Raw genomic sequence first — 25635 nt, 5'->3', positions numbered from 1 at the left:
CACATGACTACCACGTTGGACCGTGGGGCACCCGCCCCCGAGAAAACCGACTCGGGCCGCCGCGGCTCGCACGCTCTGCGCTGGTGGGTGCTCGCTGTACTCGGCGTGGCTCAGCTCATGGTTGTGCTCGACGCGACCGTCGTGAATATCGCGCTGCCCGCAGCGCAACAGGACCTCGGTTTCAGCGATGGCGATCGGCAGTGGGTCGTCACCGGTTACGCTCTGGCCTTCGGCAGCCTGTTGCTGCTCGGTGGCCGACTCAGTGACCTGTTCGGCCGACGTAACACCTTCATTATCGGCCTGATCGGATTCGCCGTCGCCTCCGCGGTCGGCGGCGCGGCCACCAGCTTCGAGATGCTGGTCGCGGCCCGCGTCGGACAGGGCGTCTTCGGTGCGCTGCTCGCGCCTGCCGCGCTGTCGCTGCTCACGGTGACGTTCACCGAACCGGGTGAGCGTGCCAAGGCCTTCGGCATCTTCGGCGCGGTCGCCGGAGCGGGTGGCGCCATCGGTCTGCTGCTCGGCGGCATGCTCACCGAATGGGCTTCGTGGCGCTGGGTGATGTTCGTGAACCTCGGCTTTGCGGCGGTCGCGCTGGTCGGCGCGGTGCTGCTGCTGGCCAAGCATGTCGTCGCCGAGCGGCCCAAGCTCGACATTCCGGGCACCGTCGTGGTGACCGCCGCACTGTTCGGCATCGTCTACGGGTTTTCGCACGCCGAGTCGACCAGCTGGGGCAACCCGGTCACCCTCGGTTTCCTGATCGGTGGCGCGGCCCTGCTGGCGGTGTTCGTGTGGATCGAGACCCGGGTCGCGAATCCGCTGTTGCCGCTGCGCATCGTGCTGGACCGCACTCGCGGCGGTTCGTTCCTGACGGTGTTCGTCATGGGCATCGGAATGTTCGCGATCTTCCTGTTCCTGACCTACTACATGCAGCTGAGCATGGGGTACTCGCCGATCAAGACCGGTCTGGCGTTCCTGCCGATGGTGGCGGGCATGGTCGTCTCCTCGACCACGGTGCCCTCGCTGCTGCTGCCGAAGGTCGGTCCGAAGATGGTGGTCGCCGGTGGCTTCCTGGTCGCCGCGGTCGGCATGGCATGGCTGACTCAAATCAGCTTGGACAGCAGCTATGTCGCGAATATCCTGCCCGCCCTGATCCTGATGGGTCTCGGTCTCGGTGGTGCGATGTCGACCGCCTTCCAGGGCGCGACGGCCGGTGTGCACCACGAGGACGCCGGTGTCGCCTCGGCGATGATCAACACCAGCCAGCAGGTCGGCGGTTCGATCGGCACGGCGCTGCTGAGCACTATCGCCGCCGCGGCCGCGACGGACTACCTGTCGTCGCATACGCCGGGTCCGCTGGCCGTGGCACAGGCCCAGATCGAGAGCTACACGACCAGCTTCTGGTGGGCCACCGCGATTTTCGTGGCGGGTGCGGTGATCACCGCATTCCTGATGCCGAATACGGTCCCGGCTCCGTCGGAAGGCGAACCTGTAATCGTGCACTGATCTGTTCCGCTCGAACAGCACAAGCCCGCGTCACTCGAGATGCGGGCTTGTGTCGTGCGGGACTTTCACACGTAACCACAACGGAGCGAGTCTTACGAGCGAGGAGTTCGCGGCCCGTCTCGCGTCCGAGTCGTCGAAGCGCATGCGCCGCAGGCGCGAGTCTCGACGGCTCGGACGCGAGACACCAGGGGGCCGCGAACACGCAGCGCCGCAGGCGCTGCAGATTAGACACAGTTGCTGGGCGCCGGGAGTCCTGCGAACCGGTCGGACAGATAGTTGAATGCCCCTGGCGCACCGGCGAATATCGCCGAAGTGTGGTCGGTGCCCGGAATCAGGTCGAACAGCACCGGCGTGCCCGCCGCGCAATAGCGGCCCACCACCTCGCGGGCCAGCCACGGATCGACCTGCTGATCGTTGGCGCCATGCCATTCGTAGATCGCGGCGTGTGGTACACCGGGATACATCTCCAGGCTGTTCTCGTCCATGACCCGGATCGTGGCGTCGTCGGCGTCGAACATCGAGCCGTTGAAGACATCGTCGAAGTCCTTGTTCGCGCCCGCAGCGATGATTTCGGAGGTGCAGGCATTGGCGACCTGGTTGCGCAGTGCCCAACCCTCGGCATTGAGGAACCGCTCCATCGACAGCTGGGCCGGATATTCGCGCTCCAGACCGATCGTCGCCGCGAATCCGAGGCCGAACAGCGGGTTCGGCTGCGAGCCGGCCTCGCGGGCCAGCTTGCCGAGGTTTACCGGAACCCCGCCCTGCGCGACCCCGACGATCGGCAGCTCCGGCGCATACTCCGGTGCCATGGCCGCCGCGAATCCGGTCGCCATGGCGCCGCCCGAGTATCCGGTCATGCCGACCGGACTAGCCGTGAGATCGGCTGGCGCGAAACGCTTTGCCGCTCGTATCCCGTCCAGGGTGAGCCGACCGCCCAGGCGGGCCGCGCCATAGGCGCTGGTCGGCCCGAGGTGGTCCGGAACGGTGACCGCCCAGCCGCGAGCCAGCAGCAGATTCAGTGCGGGCGCCTCCTGCATGCCGCCGTCGAAGAGGCTGTGCGACGGCGCGCACTGCAGGCCGAGCGAATTGATGAACGGCTGATACGAGACCAGCGGCCGGTTGAGTCCACCGCCCACCGGCAGCAGCAGGGTGGCCACGGCCGCGATGGGGCCGCCCGCCGAATCGGTCGACCGGTACAGCAACTGCCATGCCGTCGCGCCGGGAAAGCCCACCGCGTTCACCGACCGACTGCGGATCACATCGCCGGGCTGGAAGTTGCCCACATCCGGTGGCGCCCAATAGAAACCGTCGGGCTCCGGAATCGGATAGAGCGCCTGCGCCATGGCGGGCGGTGCGTAGCCGAGTCCGGCCAGTACGACCGCCAACGCCGCGATTCCGAGTCGTCGGATCGAAAGTCGGTCGCCACGAATCGATCTGCCGAACAGTTGCTGGCGCCCGCTTTTCGCCTTCTTCCGAGGCGCTTCGGGTATCGCCGATCGTGCCGCCATCATCGCTCCCGACCTGTGTCCGTAGGGGTTAGGTGGGAACTTCGGCCAAACCTTCCAGGCATTCGTACGTTCTCGGTGCCGTCGTGTCAACGAACGACTCTGGTCATGGTGCGTGCCGTCGTCCCGGATGTTCGGGCCCGCCGAGCCGACCATTAGCATTGCGCCGGTGGCATTCGGCTCGGCAGGAGGTCAGCGCATGGGGCAGCGAACCCGCACCCCTGCCGTCGAGCCGTCGGTGCTGGTGGTGATCTCCCTCGGCGGCGGTCTCGGCGCGTTGGCACGCTACGGCATCGGCGTGTGGTGGCCTTCGCAACCGCATCAGGTCCCCTGGTCGACCTTCACGATCAATGTCGTGGGATGCTTTGCGATCGGAATTCTGATGGTTCTGATCACCGAGGTATGGGTAGCCCACAGACTGCTCCGTCCATTTATCGGTATCGGCGTGCTCGGCGGCTTCACCACTTTTTCCACCTACAGCGTCGAGGTTCGTAGACTGCTCGAATCGGGTGCGGCGGTCGAGGCGCTCGGCTATCTCGGGGGGACGGTGGTTGCGGCACTGGGGGCGGTGGTGCTCGGCATGTTTTCGGCGCGGTGGGCTACTGGTACGGCACGACGGACGAGTTGAATAGTGGAGAGCGCGACGGAAGGGGGTCAGGCGATGAAAGATTCACCGACGGGCACTGGTCCGGCGGCGGGACAGTGGCAGTCGGCGGCGCGGCTGACGGTGCTGCTCGACGAGGACGACAAGTGGCGGCACGGGCCCCTGTACCACGAGATCGTGCGGCGCGCCCGCGACACCGGACTGGTCGGCGCCAGTGTGTGGCGCGGCGTGGAGGGTTACGGCTCGTCCTCGCGCATCCACACCAGTCGGATCCTCGATCTGGCCGAACACCTACCCGTGCTGGTGATGATCATCGACGAGGCCGAGCGGTTGCGCGCCTTCGTCGAACAGAATTCCGAGCTACTCGCCGCGGTGAACGTCGCATTGTCCGAGGTCGAGATCTGGCAGCCGAGTCTGGGAGTCGCCCGATGATGGTGGTGCTCGTCCTGGTCGGTGGCATGCTCGGTGCGCCGGCGCGATATCTCATCGACCGTGCGGTTGCCGCGCGATTCGAATCTCTGCTGCCGCTGGGCACATTGACCGTTAACATTGTCGGTTCGGCGTTGCTCGGTGGACTGATCGGCGCCGGCGCGAACAGCTGGCTGTCGGCCGCTGCGGGAACAGGTTTCTGCGGTGCGCTGACCACATTCAGCACCTTCGGCTACGAGACGATCAGGCTCGCGGCCGAAGGCGCCTACGCCTATGCGGTGGGCAATGTGGTGCTCAGCGTCGTGACCAGCTTGACCGCGGTGTTCGTCGCCGCGGCCACGACCCAGTGGTTGTGGACATGATTTTGATGACGAGCCGGGCGCAGCCGACACGGAAGGGAGACCCGAGCATGGCCCATGATCGAGCCGGGCGACCCGCGCGTCCCACCGACCTGGAGGACATCGCGCGTCTGGTGACGGCCTACTACAGCCGCATCCCGGATCCGGCCGAGCCTGCGCAGCAGGTGGCGTTCGGCACCTCGGGGCATCGGGGCTCCAGTCTGGACACCGCGTTCAACGAGGCGCATATCCTGGCCATCACCCAGTCGATCGTGGAATACCGTGCCACGCGGGGGATTACCGGTCCGGTCTATCTGGCCCGCGACACCCACGCATTGTCCGAACCCGCGTGGACCACCGCACTCGAGGTGCTCGCCGCCAATGATGTGACCGCGATGATCGACGCACGTGATCGCTACACCCCGACGCCCGCGCTGAGTCATGCGGTGTTGCGGCACAACCGCGGTGGGGCAAAACATCAGGCCGATGGCATCGTCGTCACGCCGTCGCACAATCCGCCGCGCGACGGCGGCTTCAAATACAACCCGCCCCATGGCGGTCCGGCCGATACCAAGGCCACCGACGCCATCGCCAACCGCGCCAACGAACTGTTGCGCAACGGCTTGGCCGGGGTGCGGCGGACCACGCTGCAGCATGCGCTCCAGAACTGCGTCGAGCGCTACGACTACCTCGACCACTACATCGCGGATCTGCCGAATGTGTTGAACCTGGATGCCATTCGTGGCGCCGGGATCCGGCTCGGCGCCGATCCGATGGGTGGGGCCAGCGTCGACTACTGGGAGGAGATCGGGCAGCGCTACGACCTCGAACTCGAGGTCGTCAACCCGTTCGTCGATCCGACCTGGCGGTTCATGACGCTGGACTCCGACGGCAAGATTCGGATGGATCCGTCCTCGCGCTATGCGATGGCCTCGCTGATCGCCATCAAGGACGACTACGACATTTCCACCGGCAACGACGCCGACGCGGATCGGCACGGCATCGTCACACCCGATGGTGGACTGATGAATCCGAACCACTTCCTCGCGGTCGCCATCGAATATCTGGTCGCGAACCGGATGGGCTGGGATGCGCTCACGAAGATCGGCAAGACGGCGGTGAGTTCGTCGATGATCGACCGGGTGGTCAGCGTGCTCGGGCGCGATGTGTACGAGGTGCCGGTCGGCTTCAAATTCTTCGTGCCCGGATTGTTCAGCGGCAGTCTGGCTTTCGGCGGTGAGGAGAGTGCGGGCGCATCGTTCCTGCGGATGGACGGCACCGTGTGGACCACCGATAAGGACGGTATCCTGCTTGCCCTGCTGGCCACCGAGATCGCCGCGGTCACCGGCCAGAGCCCGTCCGCGCGCTATGTCGAACTCGAGAAGCGCTACGGCAGTCCGGCCTATGCCCGCATCGACGCCGCCGCGACCCCGGAACAGAAAGCACTGCTCGGGAAGTTGACACCGGACATGATCACCACAAAGGAGATCGCCGGTGAGCCGATCACCGCGGTCCTCACCCGAGCCCGCGGCAACGGCGCCCCTCTCGGCGGTCTGAAGGTCACCACCGAAAACGCCTGGTTCGCCGCCCGTCCCTCCGGCACCGAAGACAAGTACAAGATCTACGCGGAGTCCTTCGAGGGCCCCGAACACCTGACCCAGGTCCAAGCGGCCGCGGAAGAAGTGGTTGGGCAGGCGCTGTCCGGTGAGTGATAGATCGACTGCGGGGTCGTCGGAGTCGCTAGGTTCGAGAGCTTCAGCGGGGGAGGCAGCGGCCTCGGGGCCAGTGGGACCGGGGAAGGTGTGGGGGGCGGCGGAGGTTGCGGCGTCTGGTTCGGAGGGGGCAGGGTCGCTAGGTGCTTCGGGGGCGACGGGCAAGGCGTTGGGGGCGGCGGCGTCCGGTTCGGAGGGGACGGGAGCGCTGGGTTCGCGAGTTCGGTCGGGGTTAGCGGGTGCGTCGGATTCGGGAACGCCGGTGGGATTGGCGAAGGCGTCGGAGACGGCAGCGGCGTCGGGTGGGGCGGGGGCGCTGGGTTCGGCAGCGTCGGCGGGGTCAGCGGGAGCGTCGGGGTTGGCGAAGGCGGGGAGATCGGCGGAGACCGCGGGGGCGTCGGGTACCGATGGGGCGTCGGGTACCGATGGGGCGTCGGGTTTGCTCGAGGGGCAGGGCGGGGTGGCTGTCGGATGGAGTGCGGCGGCATCCAGGGCGTTGCCGGTTGAGATCTGGGTATTGGTCGGGGCGTCGTTTGTCATTGCCGTCGGGTTCGGTCTGGTGGCGCCGGTATTGCCGCAGTTCGCGCGGGGGTTCGGGGTTGGGGTTGCCGCGGCTTCGGCGATTGTCAGTGCGTTTGCGTTGATGCGGCTGTTGTTCGCGCCGGTCAGTGGGCGGTTGGTGCAGCGGCTGGGGGAGCGGTCGGTGTATCTCGGGGGCTTGTTGATCGTCGCGGTGTCGACCGGAGCCAGTGCGTTCGCCCAGAGTTATTGGCAGCTGCTGGTTTTGCGGTCGGCGGGCGGAGTCGGGTCGACCATGTTCACGGTGTCGTCGCTGGCATTGGTGATCCGGATGTCCCCGCCCGCGCAGCGCGGGCGGGTGTCCGGGCTGTGGTCGACGAGTTTTCTGATCGGATCCGTGAGCGGGCCGCTGGTCGGTGGTGCGCTCGCCGGACTCGGATTGCGGGCGCCGTTCCTGATCTACGCTGCGGCGCTGCTGCTCGCTACCGCGGTGGTCTATGTGAACCTGCGGCATTCGACCCTGGCCGCACCGGAACAGGTGGGCGGGTTGCGGCTGATGTCGTTCCGGGAGGGACTGGCACGGTCGGAGTATCGGGCGGTACTGCTGTCGAATTTCGCCAACGGCGCGGCGGTATTCGGCGTGCGGATGGCGTTGGTGCCGCTGCTCGTTGTCGAAGTGCTGCATCAGCAACCGGGCATGGCCGGTGTCACGCTGACGGTGTTCGCCGCGGGCAATGTGGCAGTGCTTTTCGCATCCGGCAGGCTCTCGGACCGCTTCGGGCGCAAACCCTTCCTGATCATCGGATCCCTGATCTGTGCGGCCGGAACCGCCGGACTCGGTCTCGCGTCGAACCTGCCCTGGCTGCTGGTGACCTCATTCGTGGCCGGTCTGGGCTCGGGCATGTTCACCCCCGCCCAGCAGGCGGCGGTCGCGGACGTCATCGGACCGAAGGCCCGTGGCGGCCCGGTCCTCGCGGGCTTCCAAATGGCGGCCGATCTCGGCACCGTCATCGGCCCGGTCGCGGTAGGCGCCGTGGCCCAACACTTCTCCTACGGCCTCGCCCTCGCCCTGACCGGCGCACTACTCGCCGTCGCAGCCGTCATCTGGACGCTCGTCCCGGAACCATTGCACCGACGCGTTGTGGAATCGAAAGTGGAAGCCATGGCGGACAGCCCGCCCGCCTACACCTACGGCCCCGATGGCGCCGAGCGCCTCGTCGACGCCCCCACTCCCGACCCTCGAGGCAACAACTACGCCTCCCGCTGATCTGGACGTCTGATCACCAGGTACCCCTGGACGGGTGCTCTCGACATTTGCCTGCATCAATGCATGGTGATCAAGCACCCCGTGCATCAGGTGGCGTGTGGTTGGGGCAAAGTGTTCGGGGTGAGCGAATCGGGATCGAAGTACACGCCGCGGCCGATGTCCAGCGCGACCACCTATGCCCTGGGTGGAGTGGCGCTCGCGCTCATCGTGTTGATCGTGATCCTCGCGTTCCGGTGGGGGCGCGACGACGCCACGATCCGCAATGACGGCTATGGTTCGGTGCACAGCGCGGACGTGCATGCGGTCCTGGACCAGAGCGACGGCACAATTCTCGTCGGTCGTCAGGACGCGGCGAAGACCATCGATGTGTACGAGGATCCGCTGTGCCCGTCCTGTGGCGCGCTGGAGCGGCTCTACGGTCAGGAGATCGCGCAGCAGATGGACGAGGGCAAACTCGCCGTCCGCTACCACCTCGTGACCTTCCTCGACCCGAAGTCGAAGAGCAAGGATTATTCGACCCGCGCGGTCGCCGCGAACGAATGTGTCGCGGATACCGGTTCGGGTCCGGTGTATTCGAAATTCCACGCGCTGCTGTTCACCTCGAAGCAGCCGGACGAAGGCGGCGCGGATCTCAGCAATGACGATCTCGCGAATGTCGCCAAGGAATCGGGCGCCTCGCTGGAGGCGGTGCAGTGCATCAGCTCCGGGGCGAAACTCGACGCGGCGAAGATCCACGCGCAGATGGCACGTGCCGCGCTGACCGATGCCAATGGCGAGGTCGCCACGCCCGCGGTCTTCGACGGTAAGAACAAGGTCGACGTGAACAACCACGAATGGGTTGTCGACCTGACCAAGTGATCGTGCCGGGCGGCGGTACCGCCCGGCACGACGCCGCTAACCTGCGGGTTCCGGCTCCGGCTCTTCCTCCGCGATCGCGGCCAGTTCGCGCTCGACGAGTTCGTCGTGCGCCTTGGCCTCTGCGGCCGCCTTCTTCGGGCTCCAGTGTCCAGCCATCAGGAAGACGAACGGCAGGAACACGACCTGTGCGGCCAGGCAGATCCACCACCAGCGTTCCCACTGCTTCGGCGAATCGGCTTGCGCCTGCTGCACTTCCTTGGCGTGTGCGGCCAGATAGGCCTGATCATCGGCCGGAATCGTGCCGACCGACTGCAACTGCGTACTCGCCTGCACCAGTTTGGGGCCGACGGTCGCCGCCACCGCGAGATCGGCGGCCGGAATCTGCTGCACCGCTTGCAGGCGCGCGATCGCCTGATCCACTGGAATGCCGAACTTCTTCGCGACCTGTCCGACCGCCGCCAGACCCGCGTTCGCATCGGCCGGATTCGTGGTCAGCGTAGTCAGTGTCGCCGAATCGATCGCCTGCAGCGTCGCCAATTCCTGAGGGTAGCGGGTATTGAGGCCGACGGTCGTTTGGATATCGGCCGGTGACGCGCCGGTCAGTTTGGTCAGCGCGGTGACCTGTGCGACCTGATCATTGGGGTTCTGCTGCAGTGCCGCAAGGGTTTCCGTGCCGACCGTCTGGATGGTGGCGAGTTGCTGGGCGTATTTGTGCGCGATCTCCGACAGCCGCGGTCCGTAATTGACCAGCGGACCGGCCGCGTTCACCACGATCAGCAATCCGAACAGCACCACGGTGACGACGCTGCGCAGCGTGCCGCCCCACACCGCGAGACCCACCGCGGTCGCGGCCGGATTACGGGCCTCGACCGTCTCGGTGAAGCTCGCCATCCAGGTGGAGTAGGCGATGCCGGTGCCGACCGCGATCACCACGAAAACCGTTGCGAACGAGTAGTAATCGGTATCGGGCTGATCGGTGTAGCCGATGAACAGGTACATGCCGTCGATGCTGATGAGCGCGCCGACGATCATGAACGGTTTGCGCACCTTCAGTTTGTCCGACACGATTCCGGCCAGCACCAGGGCGATCGCATTGGCGGCCCAGTACCAGTTGCCGAGCGCATTGGCCTTGGCCGGACTGAAGCCGAAGTTCGTCGCCATATACACCGGTAGGAACGACACGATGGTGTAGAAGAAGGCGAGGAACAGGCTGATCGCCAACGCTGAGCCGATGATGTTGGGGCGCAACATCTGTCGCCACACGCCCTGCTCGAGTTCCTTGACATCCAGCCCGCGGGCACGGGCCTCGATCAGCGCACGGTCGCGCAATGTCACCATGATCTGGTCGCGCAGTTGCGGACTCAGCTCGCGCAATCCGATCACCGCGACAACCGCGATGACGAGGCTGATCACACCGCACAGCCGGTAGTGGTACTGCCAGTCCGGATGCGCGTCGAGCGTGCGGGTGGAGATCTGCGTGGTGACCAGGGCGCCGATCACCGGTCCCAGCGTCCAGAAGCCCATCGCCGATGCCCGGTCCAGCTGCGGGGAGAAGTCACGGATCAGTGCCGGTGTGGCCACCAGCACGGCACCCTCGACAATGCTCACCAGGCAGTACACGAACAGGTACTGCTCCTTGGTGGTCGTGGCGGGCACCGCGAACAGGGTCAGCAGCGAGCAGATCACCACGCCGTAGGCGACGATATTCGCCCGGCCCCATCGATCCAGCACGCCGGCGAGCACCGAGGCCACCGCACCGAAGGCGGCGCCGATGATGAAGATCCAGACGAAGTAGGCGAAGGAGAGGTCGAAGTAGCCGATGAGTTCATTGCCAACTGCGCCGGTGACGAACAACTGGTAGTAGAGCGCGATCGAGGCGATGACCACGACGGCCAGATACCAGGAGCGGGCGGGTGTATCGGGATAGTGCGGCAGCTTGCGTTGCCACAGTCCTGTGAGCAGGGTCGGCGGATCTGCGGTCTGGGTCGAGCTCATGGTCGAGATGCCTTTCTAGCCACGGCATTTCGTAAAGACCTGAACCGTGCGTGGATCAGGACGAGTTACCGGGTGGACACAGGGTAGTGAGATGGATCACTCCCCGCAGGTGTTTCGGACCATGAGAACGCTCGATTTGCGGAATTGAAATAGGCGGTACCGATGAGTGGGACTCTCGGTTGACGCCGCGGGCATCTCGAGCTGGGGTGGGAGTTATGAATTCTGCCGCCGCGGAGGGATTTTCGATTCCGATGTGGAGCGTGCGGCCGGCTGAATTGTACGGCGGTTGCTCACTTGGTTGCTGGAAATAATTCCGGCACCGGCGATTTCGTTTGATGTCTTCGGCCGTACGGACGACAACGGGGCCCGTGCTCGATGGCACGGACCCCGTCAGGTCTGTTCGGGCTTACAGGTAAGCGCCGCACACGGGCCAGGCGCCCGGGCCCTGGGTGGCGAGCACATTCTCCGCGACGCGGATCTGCTCCTCGCGGCTGGCACCGCTCGGGCTGCCCGAGCCGCCGTTGGCGGCCCAGGTGCTCTGCGTGAACTGCAGGCCGCCGGAGAAGCCGTTACCGGTGTCGGTGTTCCAGTTGCCGCTGCTCTCGCACTGCGCGACGGCGTCCCAGTTGTGGCCGGAGGCCGATGCGGTGGCGGTGGACAGGCCGAACGGAACTGCGGCGATGGCACCGGCGACGGCGGCGAGACCAAGGGCACGGGTGAGCTTGCGGTTCTGAGTCATGTGGTTTCCTGGCTGCGCCCGCTCGGCCCGGCGGACTTCCGCCGTGTCCCTGCCCCCAGCGATGTCGGGGACCCTCGAAACCGCGGGGCAGGGTTACCGGCGTTCAGCGATTCGAGTTCGAGCCCGTCGCATTGATCCGGGCTGCCGACGACGCTAGCGAAGAATTCGCGACAGATCACGTTGGGGTAACGTCCGAATTGCCTCGACCGCAACTTCGGATTATCGGCATTCGCGCAGTTCGAATGCGGAAAAATATATATATACGATCGCTCGTGATAGTTACGTTATGTGTTCGGGATCACTACGAAATAGTGATCTGGATCGCGTTTGAGCGCTGGATCCTGCGGGGTAAGTCCGGTCGAACCGCCGGTTAGATGCACGTCCTGTGCGGTACGGATGGTGAAATTGTTATCCGCTGGGGTGCTTGTGAATCCTGCTTCCCCTATTCGAGCTTCAACGGATCGCAGCGATGCGGCAGGCACGCCAGGTATTTCGGTGCCGCTTCGTGCCGGGCGTTCCCGGTGTGGCCGACGTCGGTCTGGGCGCGCAGCAGGTCACCAGCCGGGCTTCGGCGGTGCCTCGTATGCCTGAGTGATGTCGAAGGCACATAGCTGTCGCCGACGGCACGCGCGCAATCGGATATATCCGGTCGTAATCGGCGCTATCGGGTCCCGAACGGCAGCGCGGGTCGCAAACGCGGCGGTATGGAATCGTGCACAGCAACGTGTGGGGCGGGCTGTCGAGCGCGGTTGTGGTCACTTACGTGCGTCAACCCCAGCTTTGGTTGGGCATCGGGGAGTCTCTGCGAGTCGCTTGGATCGAGGTATCCGGCCCGCCCTGCGAGTCGCTTGTGGCGCGGACATCTGGGCAGCCTTGCGAGCTGCTCGGGGTGGATCGGGTATCCGGGCCGCCCCGTGAGCCGCTCGAAATGGATCGGCACTCGCCGGCCTCGGTGCCCCACTCGGAGCGGAATGGTCCGGTCAGCCCCACTAGCGGCACTCGGTGGCTCAGGTACCCGGCGAGTCGCTCGAGTGGATCGGGCATCTGGGCGGCCCATGCGCTGCTCGGGGTGGAGCGGCATCCGGACGGCCTTGCGACCCGGTTGGGATGGATCGGTATCGGCAGCCCTGGCGCCCGCTCGGAGCGGAATCGTCCGGTCAGGGGGCGGGGAACCGGGCTGGCTGGGGGTGGTCGTCTGGGATCTCGTCTTCGGGGCGGATTCGCCGGAGTTGGCCGTGGACGACTATGTAGCCGTCGAGCGGGTAGGCGATGTCTTCGGCGGTTGGTCGGTCGGCGGGATGGATGGGGATTGCAGTTTCGGGCGGTTCGGATCTGTGGTGGCCGGTGTAGGGGGCAACGGGGGCGTCGGTGTCGGTGCGCGGAAATAGGTATCGCGCGCCTTCGCGGATCGTGGTGTGGATATCGCCGGTCGGCACGGTCCATTGGAGGCGATCCGGATCTGCGCGCCAGATGCGCCAGGGGAGTCTTTTGTTGTCCGCCAACGTTTTCAGGCGATGGTGCCTCGTGCAGAGTGTGGCCAGATAGGTGCGAATGGTGCGTCCGTCGCGGTCGGGGCGTTGGTGGTCGACGGGGTGATTGTGGTCCAATTCGGATTCGGCGGCGGGCATGACGCATCCGGGAAAGCGGCACATGCCGTCCACCGCCCGCACCTCGCGCTCCAGTCGCGGCGTCGGCCGCCAGTGCATCGCCTCATCGACAACGGCCGCCTCGTCGTCGGCGTTCGAGCGTTCCGGTATGACCTGGAAGCGCGCGTGTTCAGCGAGAATCCGGGCCAGCGCCGCGTCGATCGGCCCGTACCCCGCCAGAAACGCCGGTGCCTCCTGAATCCCGAGCAGCGTGTCCGCCGGAATCCCGATCTGGATCAATGGTCTGCGCGGCTGTTCGATCGGTGTACCGAACTTCGGACAACGTTCACCGCGTCCGCACTGGCATTTCAGCCGTCCGGAACCATCCGCGAGCGCCACCAGAGCGTCCGCCCGCCGCTGCGGCATACTCCGCGGATCCGATGCGCACACCTGAGTACTCATCTCGCGCAGTCGCATCGCCACTGTTTGCGCCCCCGGCGCGGGCAGTAATCCGTCGAATACCGCCATACTGTCTTGCACCGCTCGCAGCCGAACGTCGCGCTCGTCCTGGCGCAGTTCCCGCCGGCGCTGCGTGCCGCCGGGATCCAGCCGCGCCGCCCACCGCCGCGCCGCCTGCCGCAGTCGCACCGGATTGTTTCGTCCCGCCGCCTCGAGCAGTCGCGGCTCCAGCGCGTCCAGCACCTCCCCGGCCACCGCTCGGGTGCTGTCCACGATCACCCGCACCTTGGCCAGATCGATCCGTCCCGCCACGAAAGCCGCCCGGGTTCGCGGCAACGAATCCTCCAGTGCCAGACCGATATCGATCAACGCCCCCGCCGTCCCCTCGTCGACCTGCAATGCCACCGCGGCCTCACTGGCGGCGAACTCGCCGGCCCGCACCCCACCCGGCCCCGGCTCCGCACTCTCGGCCCGATGCCGTCGATACAACTCCCGCACCGCGAACACCTCAGTGGCCTGCGCCACCGCCGCCCGCCCATGCGCCGCCCGCAGGGCCTCGATCAGCCCCTCGTCGGTCATGGCCCCGAAGTCCACGGATGAGAGATCGTCGCCATCGAACATGTGTTCGATTCTACGGTCGAACAACTCCCTCCGCCACCCCCGAATCGAGGCGATTTGGTTGCCGACACGCCAGTGGTGTAACTTCGTTCAGGCAGTCAGGGAAACCCGACGGCAACCCACTCGGGGCTATGGCGCAGCTGGTAGCGCACCACACTGGCAGTGTGGGGGTCAGGGGTTCGAGTCCCCTTAGCTCCACTCAAGACAAAGGCCAGGTCCGGCAGGAATCCGGATCTGGCCTTAATTGTTTTCACATCCTCGCGGCGACCATTTGACGACACGATTGACGACAGTTCAGCTTGCAGAGCCGTCAGCCGACGCACCGAACAACGTGTCCATCGAATCCAACGCGTCTCGCTTCACGGCCTCGATCACCTCCATGTAGATGTCTGTCGTCACCGTAATCGAGCTGTGCCGCAAGATCTTTTGGACCGTCGCTGCTTCCACGCCCATCGTGAACAACAACGTTGCGCACGAATGCCTCAGATCCTGCACTCGCACCTGCGGGACACCAGCCTTCTCACACAGCCGATGGAACATGCGATTCACGTTCCGGGGTTCGATCGGCCGCCCCAGCTTCGTCGTGAACACCAAGCCCGATTCCCGCCACTGGTTACCGGCCGCGAACCGCTCCTCGAGCTGGCGTTTCCGATGCTCACGCAGAACGGTGAGGAGTGGTCGAGGCACCGGAAGCGTGGCCCGCGAACCGTCCGTTTTGACCTCTTCGAGCTTCAGTTCTCCGTCGACGCGATGCAGCCCGTACCTCACCACCAGCCGACCGCCATCCAGGTCGATGTCTTTCCACAGCAGGCCGAGCGCTTCACCGCGGCGTAGACCCATCGCGAGCGCGACCGCCCACAACGCGTGGAGACGATGTTTCTCCGCTGTTTTCAGCATCTGCATGGCCTCCGGTTTGCTGAACGCGCGAACCTTGTAGTCGCCGGCGCCGCGAACCTTCACCGTCCGCGCCACATTCCGACTGATCAACTCCTCATCAACAGCATCTTGAAGGGCCGCCCGCAGGACCCGCAGCACATGCCGAACGGAATGGATCGACAGAGCGGCGCCGCAGCATTCGACCGGACTCTTCGCGCAGCACCGAGGCTTAGCGCGTTTGGTGTCCTTCTCCTGCGCGCAGCACTGGCATTTCGTGCGCAGGCCGTTGATGAACTCCCGGACATGGCGACTGTCCAACGCCTTGAGTTTGCGCTTGCCGAGGCCGGGAACGATGTGCAGCCGGACATCTCCCTCATAGGTCGCGTAGGTGGTCCGTCTGATCTTGGGTTCCGCGACCTCCTCCAACCAGTACGCCATATACTGCCGAACGGTCAGAGTGGTCACATCGACGGGAATTCCCTTGCGCTGCAACTCTTTCAGGCGCGTTCGTTCGGCGTCGGCTTCCTCCCATGTGGCCCCGTAGACGCTGATGCGTTTGCGCTTGCCATCGGGTGTGTCCACGAACAGCTTGAGCTCATATCGACCATCCTTGCGCGACCCAATCGTTCCGGAGCCGTTCGGATTCCGCTTCTTCTCTCTCGGCGAAGATTTCTTGCTACCGCGATCATCGACCATCCGTTATGCCACCTCGTCGATCAGACCAGAGACGTAGGCATCGAACGATTGCCGAACAATTCGGCGGCATCCGCGTACCTTCACCGACTGCACATCCCCGGACCAGATGAGCTGATACACGGTGTATCGGCTCACCATCAACTCATCGGCCACGGCCTGCACCGTCATGAATCTTTCGCTCACTGCCATCCCTCCCTATGCGGCTTGCCGAGTTGCCGAAGTTTCTTGTTGCCCAGGTGGTTCGGCAGCCAGCTGTGCTCGTAGGTATTCCGCGCGCCATGTGGTTCGTTTGGCGATGGCGCCCATGATCAGGTGCTCGCGCAGAGGTCGTTCTTTGTCGCCGGGTTCGACCGGGGTGACCTTCAAATGCGAGGTGTCGGGTTTGTGGATGCCGACCGAGGCGAGCAGTTGCCGAACGAATTCCGCGCGGTCGGCCTTGTGATCCGGGAGGGTCTTACCCGACCAACGCCGGGAGACCAGCACGCGGCGGCCGGGCAGGCCGAGGGTGGCACGGCGGTGTGCTTTGCCCTTGCAGCGGCCGGGCACGGTTTTGTCGCTGGCGCCTTTGGGGACGATGCCGTATTCCAGCCACACCGCGCACCTCGGTGAGCACGGGGTGTGTTGGAGTTCGGTATGCAACCGGTCGTAGTGCACCGCGGTGCGCCGGGAGTCGGTATCGAGGACTTCGTCGATGGATTTGGTGAGGTATTTGGTGACGTAGCCGATGGCCTTGTTGGCTTGGTCACCGGCGATGATGCCTTTGATCTGGCGTGGGTCGACCTGGACACCGAAGCGCACGGTGTGTGCGGGTTCGAGGTCATCAACGGTGTCGAGGACATCGAGGGCCTCATCCCAGCCGAGCAGTGGCCGGCGGGTACGTGGATCCACGAATGTCATGGACTTGGCATCCCAGACCGGCATCTGATCGCCGGTATAGGCGGGCTGGTCGAAGTGCGGCCACCACACTTGGTGATAGGTCGCCGCAGTTACCAGCCGGATCAGTTCACGCGGAATGTTGGTGCGCAGCAGAACATGCAGATGCGGGGCACCACGCTTCTGTGGTTCAACCACCGCGAAGTACTGCACGTCGTAGCCGACCGCGCGACGCAGATTCTGAATCCAGCGGTCGAACAGCGCCGAGAAATGCACGGTGTCACGGGCAGCGGTGATGTAGCCGTAGTCATCGGGGCACCGCGGAGAACCATCCGAGCATGTCTTGCCATCGGCGTCTTTCGCGCCGTCACGATTGATGGCGCCATAGGAGGGCATGGTGAGCGTGACCAGCATCCCGGGCCGATGCTTGCCCGCGTAGGCTTCACCGATCGTGTTGCGGGACACCTTCTTACGCGGCAACGCCGGAATATCCTGGCGACGCCGAGTCGAGCGGGCACGCCGCTTCACCGGTTTCGGGTCCAACGCGGGCAGACGGCCACGCAGTCCGGACTCACGCAACTCCCGGTCCAGGTCCATCACGATTTCGCGGATCGCGGCGGCCAGGTCTTCGTCACCGTCATCTTTGGTGGCCTGATACTGGGTGACGAGATCGGCTCTGGCGGTGAGCAATTCGGTCTGGTAGTCGCTGGGTTCGCTCTTGGGGGCAACCGGTTCGGTGTCGATGTGCCAGCCTTCGCGGCATTGCGTCATCCGCAGGAAGCGGGCCTTCTTCGCGCACGCCGGACACACCGATTCGACGGTCGACTTGCACGGGGATGCCTCATAGGTGACGGTCCCGGTCTTGGGGTCCTCCACCCGCATCGGGATCGGCCGCTTGCACACGTCGTACTGCTCAGCGGCAGCCTGAGCGATCTCGAACAGGTTCGGCATGCCGCGACGCTCGGCGGCGGTCTGGCGGGGTGCGGGCTGATCGGTGGTGTCGTTCATCAGGCAGCGTCCTTGCTCCAGTGACCGCCGTCGATGTGCGGCAAGGTGACGGTTTCGGCGAGCGAATCTGATTGGCGCATCACCAGTTCCACGGTTCCCGCGCCGAAGATGGTTGCGCGGCATTCTTCGGCGCCGAACGCATGGGCCAGGTGTTCGACCCGGTTTTCCCAGTCGTCGGGGCAGTGGCCTTCCAGCATCCGCACCCGCAGCCGATCCACGCTGTCGCCGATATCGGCACTGCGCAACGGGGGAACGAGGGTGTGTTCACCCCGGTCGATGCTCAGATGGCAGGCGATCATCCGGCGAGTCCAGGTCCGCTTGTAGCGCCACCAGGTCAGGAACCGGCGACGTGCCCGCGCGGTGATCCACCGGTGGAAGGTCTGCGGATGCTTCGCCCACCACAGCGCCATCCCCGCGGTGGAGACCCCGACAACAACGGCGCCCACGGGCCAGCCGATAAAGATGCCGGCCGCGACCGCCAACCCCAACGGCAGCGAGATCATCGGGAACAGTACCGCCCACCAGGCGGTCACCGCGATGACCTTGATGAGCAGCCACACCAGTTCCATCAGCGCGCCGGCGATCACGTCGGACGGGTCGGAGCGCTGTTCTTGGGTTTTCGCGGCCATCACAGCAGTCCCCTCACGGGTTGGGTGTCGGGTAGGTCGAAGGCGAGTTGGGTCGGTACCGGTTCCTCACCGATCCAGCGACGCCACATGTCATCGTCTGAATGCCGGTACACGACAGGGGTTTTCGCACCTCGAGGCGTTGTCACTTTGGAGGCGTAGAGGGTGGCGTCGGTGACGTTGCGGGCCTTGGGAAGAGGGCGCACGGTTTCACCGATCAGCACGCCCCACTGCACGGGATTACGAGTGCTCATGCCGCTCGCACCGCCTCGTGAGGGCGCAGATGGTTCATCAGGTGCAGCCCGAGGTGGTGGGTGTACGCGGGCGGAATCGCTTGTGCAAGTTCGTCACCAGTCATCCAGTCGATGCCCATGCAGGCCGGTCCCAGCCAGGAACTGACATCACCGGTGATCGAGATGTGCATGCCAGCGTCGAAGTCACGGCGACGCTTCTTCGTGCTCGTGCGTACCGTATGCGCGGGATGCCACGGAACCGGCGGCAACAACGGAATTCGCGGATCGATCGCGAACTTGCGATGCCGGTAGGTGCGAAGCCCGAACATCGACCCGCACAGCACGATATCGGCGCGCATCGCAGCACCCATCACGTTCTCCACCACCCAGGGCACCGAGCCACCCGCCAACGCGGTGAGAGTCGCGTCCAACAGCCAACCGGAGCCGTTGGTGCCGGCCCGGGAGGCGAGGGTGGTGTGGTCGTGACACGGCGGCGAAGCAGCGATCGCGTCGAACTCGTCACCGCAGGCGGCGAGAAATTCCAGCGCGTCACCCTGGTAGAAGGTGAACGGGTAGCGCGGTTGCGCCTCGATATCGACCCCCATGACCTCGAAACCAGCACGGTGGTAACCCATGCTCGCACCGCCAGCCTTGCAGAACAGATCCAACAGCAGAGGTCGGTCCGTCGTGGTCATGCCGCCCACTCCCAATCGGACTCGTCGTCGCAGTCGATGTCGAGGGCGTCATCCCAGCCGGGAAGGTCTCCGGTTTCGGCGAGCAGGTGCACCGCGACCGTGACCGAGTCCAAGCCGGACCGTTCCAAGTGGCAGCGACGTACCGAGCGCAGGTGAACCACAGCGTCGATGTCGTCGTGGTCGAAACGGTCGATGTCGTTGATTCCGCGAATGGTCATGGCAGAGCCTCGATTTCAGGGACGCCGCACACGATGCAGGTGCGGGAACGGGTGGAGATGCCGAGCAGCCGTTTCGTGGTCTGCCAGGCGTCGGGGAAGGTGTGGCCGTGTTCTTCGCAGCGGGCAGCAGCGAGGCAGCCGTCACAGATGACCTTGTCGCCGTCGTAGAGCCAGCCGACGCCGGCGGAGCGAGTGTTGAGGTAGTTCACGGCCTGATGTATGGAGGTGAAGCAGAGACCTTCCCCGCCGTTTTCGGAGTAGATGTCGCCGCAGTCGTCGCAGTAGATGACCACATGCACCTCGTCAACGAATCCGCGTTTCATGCCGCCACCGGGCCTTGCTCGTCGTCGCCGAGGTCATCGGGATCGAATCCGGAATAGTCGGCTTGGGGAGCAGGGTCGAAGCCGAGATCAGGGGAATAGGCGGCGACCAGGGCGTCGATGTCGTCGTCGTTGAGCCAGTAAGCGCGCACTCGCACGAAACCGGTAGAGCCGTCCTCACCGACGTAGCCGACACCGGGGGTGTGTTCGCTGATTCGGTCGCAGCGTGCACCGCGGTCCTTGGCGCCTTGGCCGTGCACCATTGCGGTTTGGGTCGGTTCGTCCAGGCGTAACCCGATCCGGACCGGGAACAGTTGCCGATTCGGCATCGTCTCCTTGGACGGATCCTGCAATGCGGCAACAACACTGACCGCAGCAGCACGCCCCTGTGATAACAGCAGGCCGGTCAGACGCCGGAATTCCTGCTGCTCCTCACGCTCGGCATACGACGACAGCGACGTGGCCTCATCGATGATGATCAGAATCAACGGTTCGTCAACGCTGGGCACGAGTTTGCGGATACCGGCGGTCCGCATCCGGGTCAGGCGTTCGCGCATCTCGTCGACCGCTTCGCGCAGCATCGTGAGGATGGTGGCGGTGTCGGTGGCGAAGCGGGTGAACAGCCGGTCTTCCCCGCGCCCGAATTCGGCGCCGCCCTTGGGATCAGCCAGGCGCACGTCCACCAGGCCGTCGCGGATCGAGGGTCCGATACCGGCGAGGATCGACCACAGCACCGAGCCCTTGCCCGACCCGGTGGCGCCGGCGAGCAGGATGTGGCTGTAGAGGACCCGCAGTCGCCAGGTGTCGAAGTTCTCGGTGACCCCGACCGGGACCGCCTCCAGGTCCACACCGTTGTGAACCACCTCCGACACCGTTGTCGGCGCGGCGAGGGTGTCGAACACCCGCACCTGGAGACGGACCCAGCTGGGCTCAGGTGACAGCGCTGTCACCCGGGGAACACGCAGATAGGTGGCGAACTGATCGAGGACCTCATCTTTGTTCCAATCCGACAGCGATTGACCACCGAGCATCAGCACGTCCACCACCAGGCCGTGGGTGTCGTAGTCGTAGCCCTCGACATACGGGAACCCGCCCTCGATAGACCCCAACCCCAGAGCCGCGAACATCAGATTGGTTTGCACCGGATCAGCCAAAATACTTACCGCGGTGCGCAATTCATCCGGGGCACCGGCAGCGATATCGGCGGCCGTGACCGGGCGAGGACCCGCACCCTGCGAACGCATCCACATCAAGGCACCCGAGGCGGCCACAACGCCACCGCAGACGACCAGGGACGTCACCGACATCACGCCACCCCCAGCAGTGGAGCGAAGGCCAACGCAACCGAATGCTCGGCCAGCACGTTCGGCAGGACCTCCGACAGGGCGCGAGCATCGACCACGCTGAGGCGCACCTCGACACCGCCCACCAGGAACGACACACCAGCAGTGGACTCAACCGGGCGAAACCGTGGTGCCGGAACGTATTTCACCTCACGCAACCCACCAGCGACCAGACCGTTGACCAGATCGGAAATAGACATCACGCCGCCGCCTTCACCAGATCGACGCGAACGTCAGCGGCTTCTGCGGCGTCGCGGGAATCGGCGATACCGGCGTCGAGCAGATCCCGGAAGGCTTGCGCCTGCTGCGGAGTCAGATGCACCCCGCACGACGAACCGAAATCGACATGAATCTTGCCGTCCCAGTACCGGACCGAGAAGGACACATGATGGACAGCCATCATCACCAGCACGTCATCGTCGTGACCGGTTGTGTGACGCGGGTAGTGCTTTTTGGACATCAGATACCCCCAACAGGGACAGCGATCGGCAGCATGGTCTGTGCCGGTCGCGAGGAACGAATGGGCTGCACCGGAGCCACCGAAGTCAGCGGACGAGCCTCGACCGTGGCAGCCGCAGGTGCGGGAGTAGACGCGTAGTTCGCCGCCGTGCGGGGCGAAACACCCAGCGCCTTACCGATTTCGGTGAAGGACTTCCCTTCAGCCCGCAGAGCGACCGCACGAGCGACCGTCGCCGGATCACGCCGAGGCCGACGCTTCTTCGGAACCGGCACCTGGGCAGGTTCAAGTGCAGGAGTCGGAGCCGCATCGGCCCGTATCTCCTGTTCAGGCTCGACGGCCTGAACAGGCTCCGCTTCCGGGACCGACTGTCGTTGTGCCGCACGGAACAACACGACCAAGCCGTGGGTGTCCACCAGCAGCGAGATAGGTGCGACAGCAGCTACCAGTGCTGATGCCCACCACGGAAGTTCACGACCAGCAGCGACCGCGTGCAGGGAGTTGCCGACCACCGAGACCGCAGCCCCGACCATCAGCACCCACGTGAACCAGCGCCGCTCAGGGCTTTTCGCGAGAACCACCGCGCCGAGCGTGGCCAGGATGATGGTGCCGTCCACGATCACCGGGAACAGCCACGCATCCTTGGCGGGGATATGCGCCAGGACCGCCAGGTCCCGCAGGGTGGCGAAGCTGAGCCGGAAAGCTGCGGCCCCGACACCGGCGATGATGATGACGGCGGACCAGCGCACCACACGCATCCCCACCGACTGATCCGCCGCTTTCATCACGCCGCCTTGGACTGACGCGAAGCGCCCGGATCAGCCGGAGCCTGCTTCGAACCCGAGGTGTCGCCCTTGATACCGGTCGCGCGAATCGACCAACCAATCGACTTGAACTCCCCCGACCCCTGGATCTTCGGCTTGATCTCCAAGCCCTCCAGCTCGATCGGAGTCATGCCCGGCACGATCTCGGCCACCGCCGGAACCGGCTGGACCGGAGACGCGAAGATCACGTCGTAGCTGGCGTTCTTCGCATTCGCCGCATCCGGGTCGGTCACTGTGCCCTTCCACAGCCGGCGACCAGTGCCGTTACCGTCCGCGTCGAGCTCCTGCTTCTGGATCTTCGGCGCGTTCCGATCCCGGTTGAACTCGGTCACCGGCTCGATATCACCGAGCAGGAACAAACCCTTCGGGAACGCCTCACGGAACGCCGGGGCGAACCACACATCCTTCAAAGCCATCGCTCAATCTCCTTCTGTCATACGTCATTTGGTGGATTGAAATCCCTTGCTGACCAGTACTTTCCAGGAAATGGCCTGACGCAAAGACCGCATACATAGACATCTAGGGACGTCTCAGCTACGCTTAACTCGTCCCTACTCGTCCCGGGAGATGTAATGGCGAATGAGCGACTTCGCGAAGCACTGCTTCGAAACGGCGTGGATATCGACCATGTGGCCGTCGCAACCGGCGTCGATCAGAAAACCGTCGAGCGGTGGATTACCAAAGGCCGTGTTCCGTACCCACGGCACCGACACACTGTCGCTTCCTTGGTCAAGGAGACCGAGAACTACCTGTGGCCGGACGCAGTGGCCCCAGATCGCCGTACAGCGATCGCTGAGTCCGAGGTCGTCAAGGTCTATCCCCACCGGAATTCGGTCCCTGCTGACCTCTGGCGCAGGCTCCTCAGCAGCGCAAACGATCGAATCGAAATCCTCGTTCTCGCAGGACTTTTCCTTGCCGAGGACCCGTCGTTTGCGCGAACGATCAAGCAGAAGGCCGCTAACGGTACATCTATTCGACTCCTGTTTGGCGATCCTGCCGCCGAGGAGGCAAAAAAGCGAAGCAGCGAAGAACGCCTTGCTGACGGCACCGTTTCGGCGCGCATCCGAAATGCTCTGTCTCTAGTCGAGCCGCTGGCATCGATCGATGGCGTGGATCTCCAGTACCACGAGACGACGCTGTACAACTCCGTATTTCGGTTCGATGACGAGATGATCGTCAACATGCACGTCTACGGACAACCGGGGGCTTACGCCCCAGCGATGCACCTTCGCCGACTGGCGGGCGGCGATCTGTTCGAAACGTATGTGACCAGCTTTGAACAGGTTTGGGCAGGGTCGAAGCCATCAGGACTACAAGCGGGCGCGGCATGAGGAACGACTACCTCAACGATCCAAATGCCCCGATGGCGAACAGTCTCAAGGTTGCGGTGAGCGCACTCGTTCGAGACGCTGATGGACGAATTCTCATGATCCACCGCACCGACAACGACAAGTACTCGATACCCGGAGGAGGGATGGAAGTCGGGGAGACCGTTGCCGATGCCGTAGCGCGAGAAGTGGCTGAGGAGACCGGCATTCAAGTCCGGCCGATCGGGATAGTCGGCATCTTCTCAGACCCACGTCACGTCATCGCCTACGACGACGGCGAGGTTCGACAAGAATTCTCCATCTGCTTCGGGGCAGAACCGATCGGCGGGACACTCTCGACAAGCTCGGAATCCAAGGCCGTCCGATGGGTACCTCCGGAGGAAATCTCGGAACTCGATATCCACCCGTCGATCAGGGAGAGAATCCATCGGGGCCTGTATCCGGCCGATAAGCCCTATTTCACCTGAAGTCGCAACCGGCTTTCGGTCAGGTCAACTGCCGCACGTAAAGCCGGTTCCGCCTCGCGCAGTGATCGTGAGACCACATCGGTCTCTCCGTATCGGAGATACACATCTGCTAGACGCTCAGTCAGGCCGACATCCGTTCCATCCGGTGTAGTGGTCATGTCGGCCCACCAGAGAGCATCACGCAGCGCCGTTCGCTCGTCCGGCCAATCGAGGACAACACCGCGTGTTCGCGCCTCCACGCAGGCACACGAATGATTTGCAACGAGGCCACACAGCCGGTCGGATGCGCCTATCTGCTGAAGGAACGTCGCACCGTCGACTGGGTGGAACCCGGTGCGGATCAGGTCCGGCGCATATCCCACGTCATGCAGCCAACCTGCGGCAACCAGCAACGCCGGATCATCCACGATACCCGCCGCTAGCGCAGCACGCCGAGCTACACCTTCGACGTGTCGCAATCGGCGCGGCAGCATTTGCAGGTGCTCATGTGCGAGGTCCGTCGCCCAGCTAACGAGGTCTTGCGCCATGGGTCCAAGATAGGCCGCGCAAAACTGATCAGGTCGTCTAACCTCAGAACGTCCACCGAACCTCCGGTTGGCGGGTCTACCGGCGCCAGTCGTGTCCGGACTGAACTAGGTACCCCGTCTTGCATCCATGGGCCCGGGTCGACGCTCGAAACAGGTCAACTCTCCTTGCTCGGCCAATCATTCTGTTCAGTGGCAGGAAGGTAACCAATCAATGTCGAGGACACCGATAGCATCCATATTTATGACGTGTCGATCCAACTCGATTCTGATTCGTTCGACTGCATAATGTTTCCCCAACTTGGGATAGTCGGGTTTCCGCAGAATTTTGACTATATCGTCCAGGCTTGACGGAGCAGCAAGGCTCGTCAAGTAGCGAAAAGAAGTTGCCGTCATGTCCGGCTCAGATAGGGGTCGGGGCGACAGTTGCTGCGGCGTACAGACACACCATTCCCACTCCACATCTCGTAACTCCGGCCATCCCGACGGAAAGGTGAACTGCACGTCCGAGTCCGGAGTGTTCAGCAACCGCCGACAACCCGCTAACTGGCTCGCGGCCGCTGCGATCCACTCCTCGGTCTTCAATGCTTCGTTTAGGGTTACTGCGTCAATTGGCCATTTGACCTCGAATATGATGCCTCTTCGGAGATCAGGATCGATCGCAACAACATCCAAGTCTCCAAGCACTCTACCTGACGGACTCTTTAGTTTGACTCGTTCGACAGCCTTGACGCCCGGAATCCTGCCAATCCATTCCGTTAACGCTTTCGCTCTGGCCCCCTGTCGCTGACCGATGGGGCCGTACCGATTGGGATCAGTCGCTGCTGTACGCAGCATGATCGCGTCCAACACGCGTGGAAACATGAGAAGCGGCAAGATGGTGATGACACTTGCATTCTCGTTGGGAACTAGAAGTGAGGTCCTAATACTGCAACGGCGTTTTGGCGGTCGGTGCTGGTAGTTCTGTTGTGTGGTGTTGGATCGTGTTGTGGCCGAGTTGGATTCGTTGATGTCG

28 protein-coding genes and 1 tRNA gene are annotated in these 25635 nt (G+C 64.3%); 10 read left to right on the top strand and 19 right to left on the bottom strand.

Features of this window, described 5'->3' with window-relative positions:
- Positions 1-3 precede the first annotated feature (3 nt).
- A complete protein-coding gene (locus ACIBW7_RS36825; RefSeq protein WP_397054660.1) occupies positions 4-1503 on the top strand; it encodes an MFS transporter in 1500 nt (499 codons plus the stop codon).
- Positions 1504-1727: 224 nt separating this feature from the next.
- On the opposite strand, the gene ACIBW7_RS36820 is transcribed toward ACIBW7_RS36825, so the two are convergent.
- Positions 1728-2846, bottom strand: a complete 1119-nt coding sequence (locus ACIBW7_RS36820; protein WP_397054866.1) for a lipase family protein — start codon at positions 2844-2846, stop codon at positions 1728-1730.
- A gap of 361 nt (positions 2847-3207) precedes the next feature.
- On the opposite strand from ACIBW7_RS36820, the gene crcB (ACIBW7_RS36815) reads away from it, so the two are divergent.
- The 6 genes from crcB (ACIBW7_RS36815) to ACIBW7_RS36790 all read left to right on the top strand — a co-directional run bounded on the left by crcB (ACIBW7_RS36815) (position 3208) and on the right by ACIBW7_RS36790 (position 8735).
- Entirely contained in the window at positions 3208-3636 is a 429-nt protein-coding gene (crcB, locus tag ACIBW7_RS36815) for a fluoride efflux transporter CrcB (protein WP_397054658.1), read from the top strand.
- Between the two features lie 33 nt (positions 3637-3669).
- On the top strand, positions 3670-4044 hold the full coding sequence (locus ACIBW7_RS36810) for a DUF190 domain-containing protein (protein WP_397054656.1): 375 nt from the start codon (positions 3670-3672) through the stop codon (positions 4042-4044).
- Positions 4041-4403 carry a fluoride efflux transporter CrcB gene (gene crcB, locus ACIBW7_RS36805; RefSeq protein WP_397054654.1) on the top strand — a complete coding sequence of 121 codons (363 nt, stop codon included), beginning with the start codon at positions 4041-4043 and terminating at the stop codon, positions 4401-4403. The genes ACIBW7_RS36810 and crcB (ACIBW7_RS36805) overlap by 4 nt, the downstream gene beginning before the upstream one ends.
- A 47-nt stretch (positions 4404-4450) precedes the next feature.
- Complete coding sequence (gene pgm / locus ACIBW7_RS36800) at positions 4451-6091, top strand: phosphoglucomutase (alpha-D-glucose-1,6-bisphosphate-dependent) (protein ID WP_397054652.1); 1641 nt, start codon at positions 4451-4453, stop codon at positions 6089-6091.
- 460 nt (positions 6092-6551) lie between these two features.
- Positions 6552-7877, top strand: coding sequence for an MFS transporter (locus tag ACIBW7_RS36795; protein ID WP_397054864.1), 1326 nt, complete (start codon positions 6552-6554; stop codon positions 7875-7877).
- 120 nt (positions 7878-7997) lie between these two features.
- A complete protein-coding gene (locus ACIBW7_RS36790) occupies positions 7998-8735 on the top strand; it encodes a DsbA family protein (protein WP_397054650.1) in 738 nt (245 codons plus the stop codon).
- A 36-nt stretch (positions 8736-8771) separates the two neighbouring features.
- Here the strand turns inward: ACIBW7_RS36790 and ACIBW7_RS36785 are convergent, their stop codons facing one another.
- The 3 genes from ACIBW7_RS36785 to ACIBW7_RS36775 all read right to left on the bottom strand — a co-directional run bounded on the left by ACIBW7_RS36785 (position 8772) and on the right by ACIBW7_RS36775 (position 14135).
- On the bottom strand, positions 8772-10730 hold the full coding sequence (locus ACIBW7_RS36785) for a nitrate/nitrite transporter (RefSeq protein ID WP_397054648.1): 1959 nt from the start codon (positions 10728-10730) through the stop codon (positions 8772-8774).
- A 406-nt stretch (positions 10731-11136) separates the two neighbouring features.
- Positions 11137-11469: a transglycosylase family protein gene (locus ACIBW7_RS36780; protein WP_063046924.1), complete on the bottom strand. Its 333-nt coding sequence runs from the start codon at positions 11467-11469 to the stop codon at positions 11137-11139.
- A 1157-nt stretch (positions 11470-12626) separates the two neighbouring features.
- The gene (locus ACIBW7_RS36775; protein WP_397054646.1) at positions 12627-14135 is read right to left on the bottom strand and encodes a DUF222 domain-containing protein; all 1509 of its coding nucleotides are present in this window, start codon (positions 14133-14135) and stop codon (positions 12627-12629) included.
- A 122-nt stretch (positions 14136-14257) separates the two neighbouring features.
- Between ACIBW7_RS36775 and ACIBW7_RS36770 the strand changes: the two genes are divergently transcribed.
- Positions 14258-14330: transfer RNA gene (locus ACIBW7_RS36770), tRNA-Ala, on the top strand.
- A gap of 96 nt (positions 14331-14426) precedes the next feature.
- Here the strand turns inward: ACIBW7_RS36770 and ACIBW7_RS36765 are convergent.
- From ACIBW7_RS36765 to ACIBW7_RS36705, 13 genes are read right to left on the bottom strand one after another with little or no spacing between them, the layout of a single operon-like run.
- Entirely contained in the window at positions 14427-15704 is a 1278-nt protein-coding gene (locus tag ACIBW7_RS36765; RefSeq protein ID WP_397054644.1) for a tyrosine-type recombinase/integrase, read from the bottom strand.
- Positions 15705-15707: 3 nt separating this feature from the next.
- The gene (locus ACIBW7_RS36760; RefSeq protein WP_397054642.1) at positions 15708-15887 is read right to left on the bottom strand and encodes a helix-turn-helix domain-containing protein; all 180 of its coding nucleotides are present in this window, start codon (positions 15885-15887) and stop codon (positions 15708-15710) included.
- A gap of 12 nt (positions 15888-15899) precedes the next feature.
- On the bottom strand, positions 15900-17585 hold the full coding sequence (locus tag ACIBW7_RS36755; RefSeq protein ID WP_397054640.1) for a replication initiator: 1686 nt from the start codon (positions 17583-17585) through the stop codon (positions 15900-15902).
- The gene (locus tag ACIBW7_RS36750; RefSeq protein ID WP_397054638.1) at positions 17585-18214 is read right to left on the bottom strand and encodes a hypothetical protein; all 630 of its coding nucleotides are present in this window, start codon (positions 18212-18214) and stop codon (positions 17585-17587) included. Before ACIBW7_RS36750 ends, ACIBW7_RS36755 begins: the two co-directional genes overlap by 1 nt.
- The gene (locus tag ACIBW7_RS36745; protein ID WP_397054636.1) at positions 18214-18465 is read right to left on the bottom strand and encodes a hypothetical protein; all 252 of its coding nucleotides are present in this window, start codon (positions 18463-18465) and stop codon (positions 18214-18216) included. The genes ACIBW7_RS36750 and ACIBW7_RS36745 overlap by 1 nt, the downstream gene beginning before the upstream one ends.
- Positions 18462-19139 (bottom strand): DNA methylase, encoded by a 678-nt coding sequence (locus ACIBW7_RS36740; RefSeq protein WP_397054634.1) that lies wholly within the window; start codon positions 19137-19139, stop codon positions 18462-18464. The genes ACIBW7_RS36745 and ACIBW7_RS36740 overlap by 4 nt, the downstream gene beginning before the upstream one ends.
- A complete protein-coding gene (locus ACIBW7_RS36735; RefSeq protein ID WP_397054632.1) occupies positions 19136-19357 on the bottom strand; it encodes a hypothetical protein in 222 nt (73 codons plus the stop codon). The genes ACIBW7_RS36740 and ACIBW7_RS36735 overlap by 4 nt, the downstream gene beginning before the upstream one ends.
- On the bottom strand, positions 19354-19680 hold the full coding sequence (locus ACIBW7_RS36730) for a hypothetical protein (protein ID WP_397054630.1): 327 nt from the start codon (positions 19678-19680) through the stop codon (positions 19354-19356). Before ACIBW7_RS36730 ends, ACIBW7_RS36735 begins: the two co-directional genes overlap by 4 nt.
- Complete coding sequence (locus ACIBW7_RS36725; RefSeq protein ID WP_397054628.1) at positions 19677-20984, bottom strand: FtsK/SpoIIIE domain-containing protein; 1308 nt, start codon at positions 20982-20984, stop codon at positions 19677-19679. Before ACIBW7_RS36725 ends, ACIBW7_RS36730 begins: the two co-directional genes overlap by 4 nt.
- Positions 20984-21220 carry a hypothetical protein gene (locus tag ACIBW7_RS36720; RefSeq protein WP_397054626.1) on the bottom strand — a complete coding sequence of 79 codons (237 nt, stop codon included), beginning with the start codon at positions 21218-21220 and terminating at the stop codon, positions 20984-20986. The genes ACIBW7_RS36725 and ACIBW7_RS36720 overlap by 1 nt, the downstream gene beginning before the upstream one ends.
- Positions 21220-21480: a hypothetical protein gene (locus tag ACIBW7_RS36715; RefSeq protein ID WP_397054624.1), complete on the bottom strand. Its 261-nt coding sequence runs from the start codon at positions 21478-21480 to the stop codon at positions 21220-21222. The genes ACIBW7_RS36720 and ACIBW7_RS36715 overlap by 1 nt, the downstream gene beginning before the upstream one ends.
- A complete protein-coding gene (locus tag ACIBW7_RS36710) occupies positions 21480-22262 on the bottom strand; it encodes a DUF2637 domain-containing protein (RefSeq protein WP_397054622.1) in 783 nt (260 codons plus the stop codon). Before ACIBW7_RS36710 ends, ACIBW7_RS36715 begins: the two co-directional genes overlap by 1 nt.
- Complete coding sequence (locus tag ACIBW7_RS36705) at positions 22262-22717, bottom strand: hypothetical protein (RefSeq protein WP_397054620.1); 456 nt, start codon at positions 22715-22717, stop codon at positions 22262-22264. The genes ACIBW7_RS36710 and ACIBW7_RS36705 overlap by 1 nt, the downstream gene beginning before the upstream one ends.
- A gap of 156 nt (positions 22718-22873) precedes the next feature.
- Between ACIBW7_RS36705 and ACIBW7_RS36700 the strand changes: the two genes are divergently transcribed.
- Both ACIBW7_RS36700 and ACIBW7_RS36695 read left to right on the top strand, forming a co-directional pair.
- Positions 22874-23632, top strand: a complete 759-nt coding sequence (locus tag ACIBW7_RS36700; protein WP_397054618.1) for a DUF5919 domain-containing protein — start codon at positions 22874-22876, stop codon at positions 23630-23632.
- Positions 23629-24096: an NUDIX hydrolase gene (locus ACIBW7_RS36695; RefSeq protein WP_397054616.1), complete on the top strand. Its 468-nt coding sequence runs from the start codon at positions 23629-23631 to the stop codon at positions 24094-24096. Before ACIBW7_RS36700 ends, ACIBW7_RS36695 begins: the two co-directional genes overlap by 4 nt.
- On the opposite strand, the gene ACIBW7_RS36690 is transcribed toward ACIBW7_RS36695, so the two are convergent.
- Complete coding sequence (locus ACIBW7_RS36690) at positions 24084-24623, bottom strand: HD domain-containing protein (protein ID WP_397054614.1); 540 nt, start codon at positions 24621-24623, stop codon at positions 24084-24086. The two genes, ACIBW7_RS36695 and ACIBW7_RS36690, sit on opposite strands and share 13 nt — an antisense overlap.
- Before the next feature lie 186 nt (positions 24624-24809).
- Positions 24810-25635: hypothetical protein (locus ACIBW7_RS36685; RefSeq protein ID WP_397054612.1), on the bottom strand; the 826-nt coding region annotated here is incomplete at its 5' end.

It is taken from the genome of Nocardia sp. NPDC049526 (assembly GCF_044465765.1).
Classification (GTDB): Bacteria; Actinomycetota; Actinomycetes; order Mycobacteriales; family Mycobacteriaceae; genus Nocardia.
This window is presented reverse-complemented; position numbering and strand designations above follow the sequence as displayed.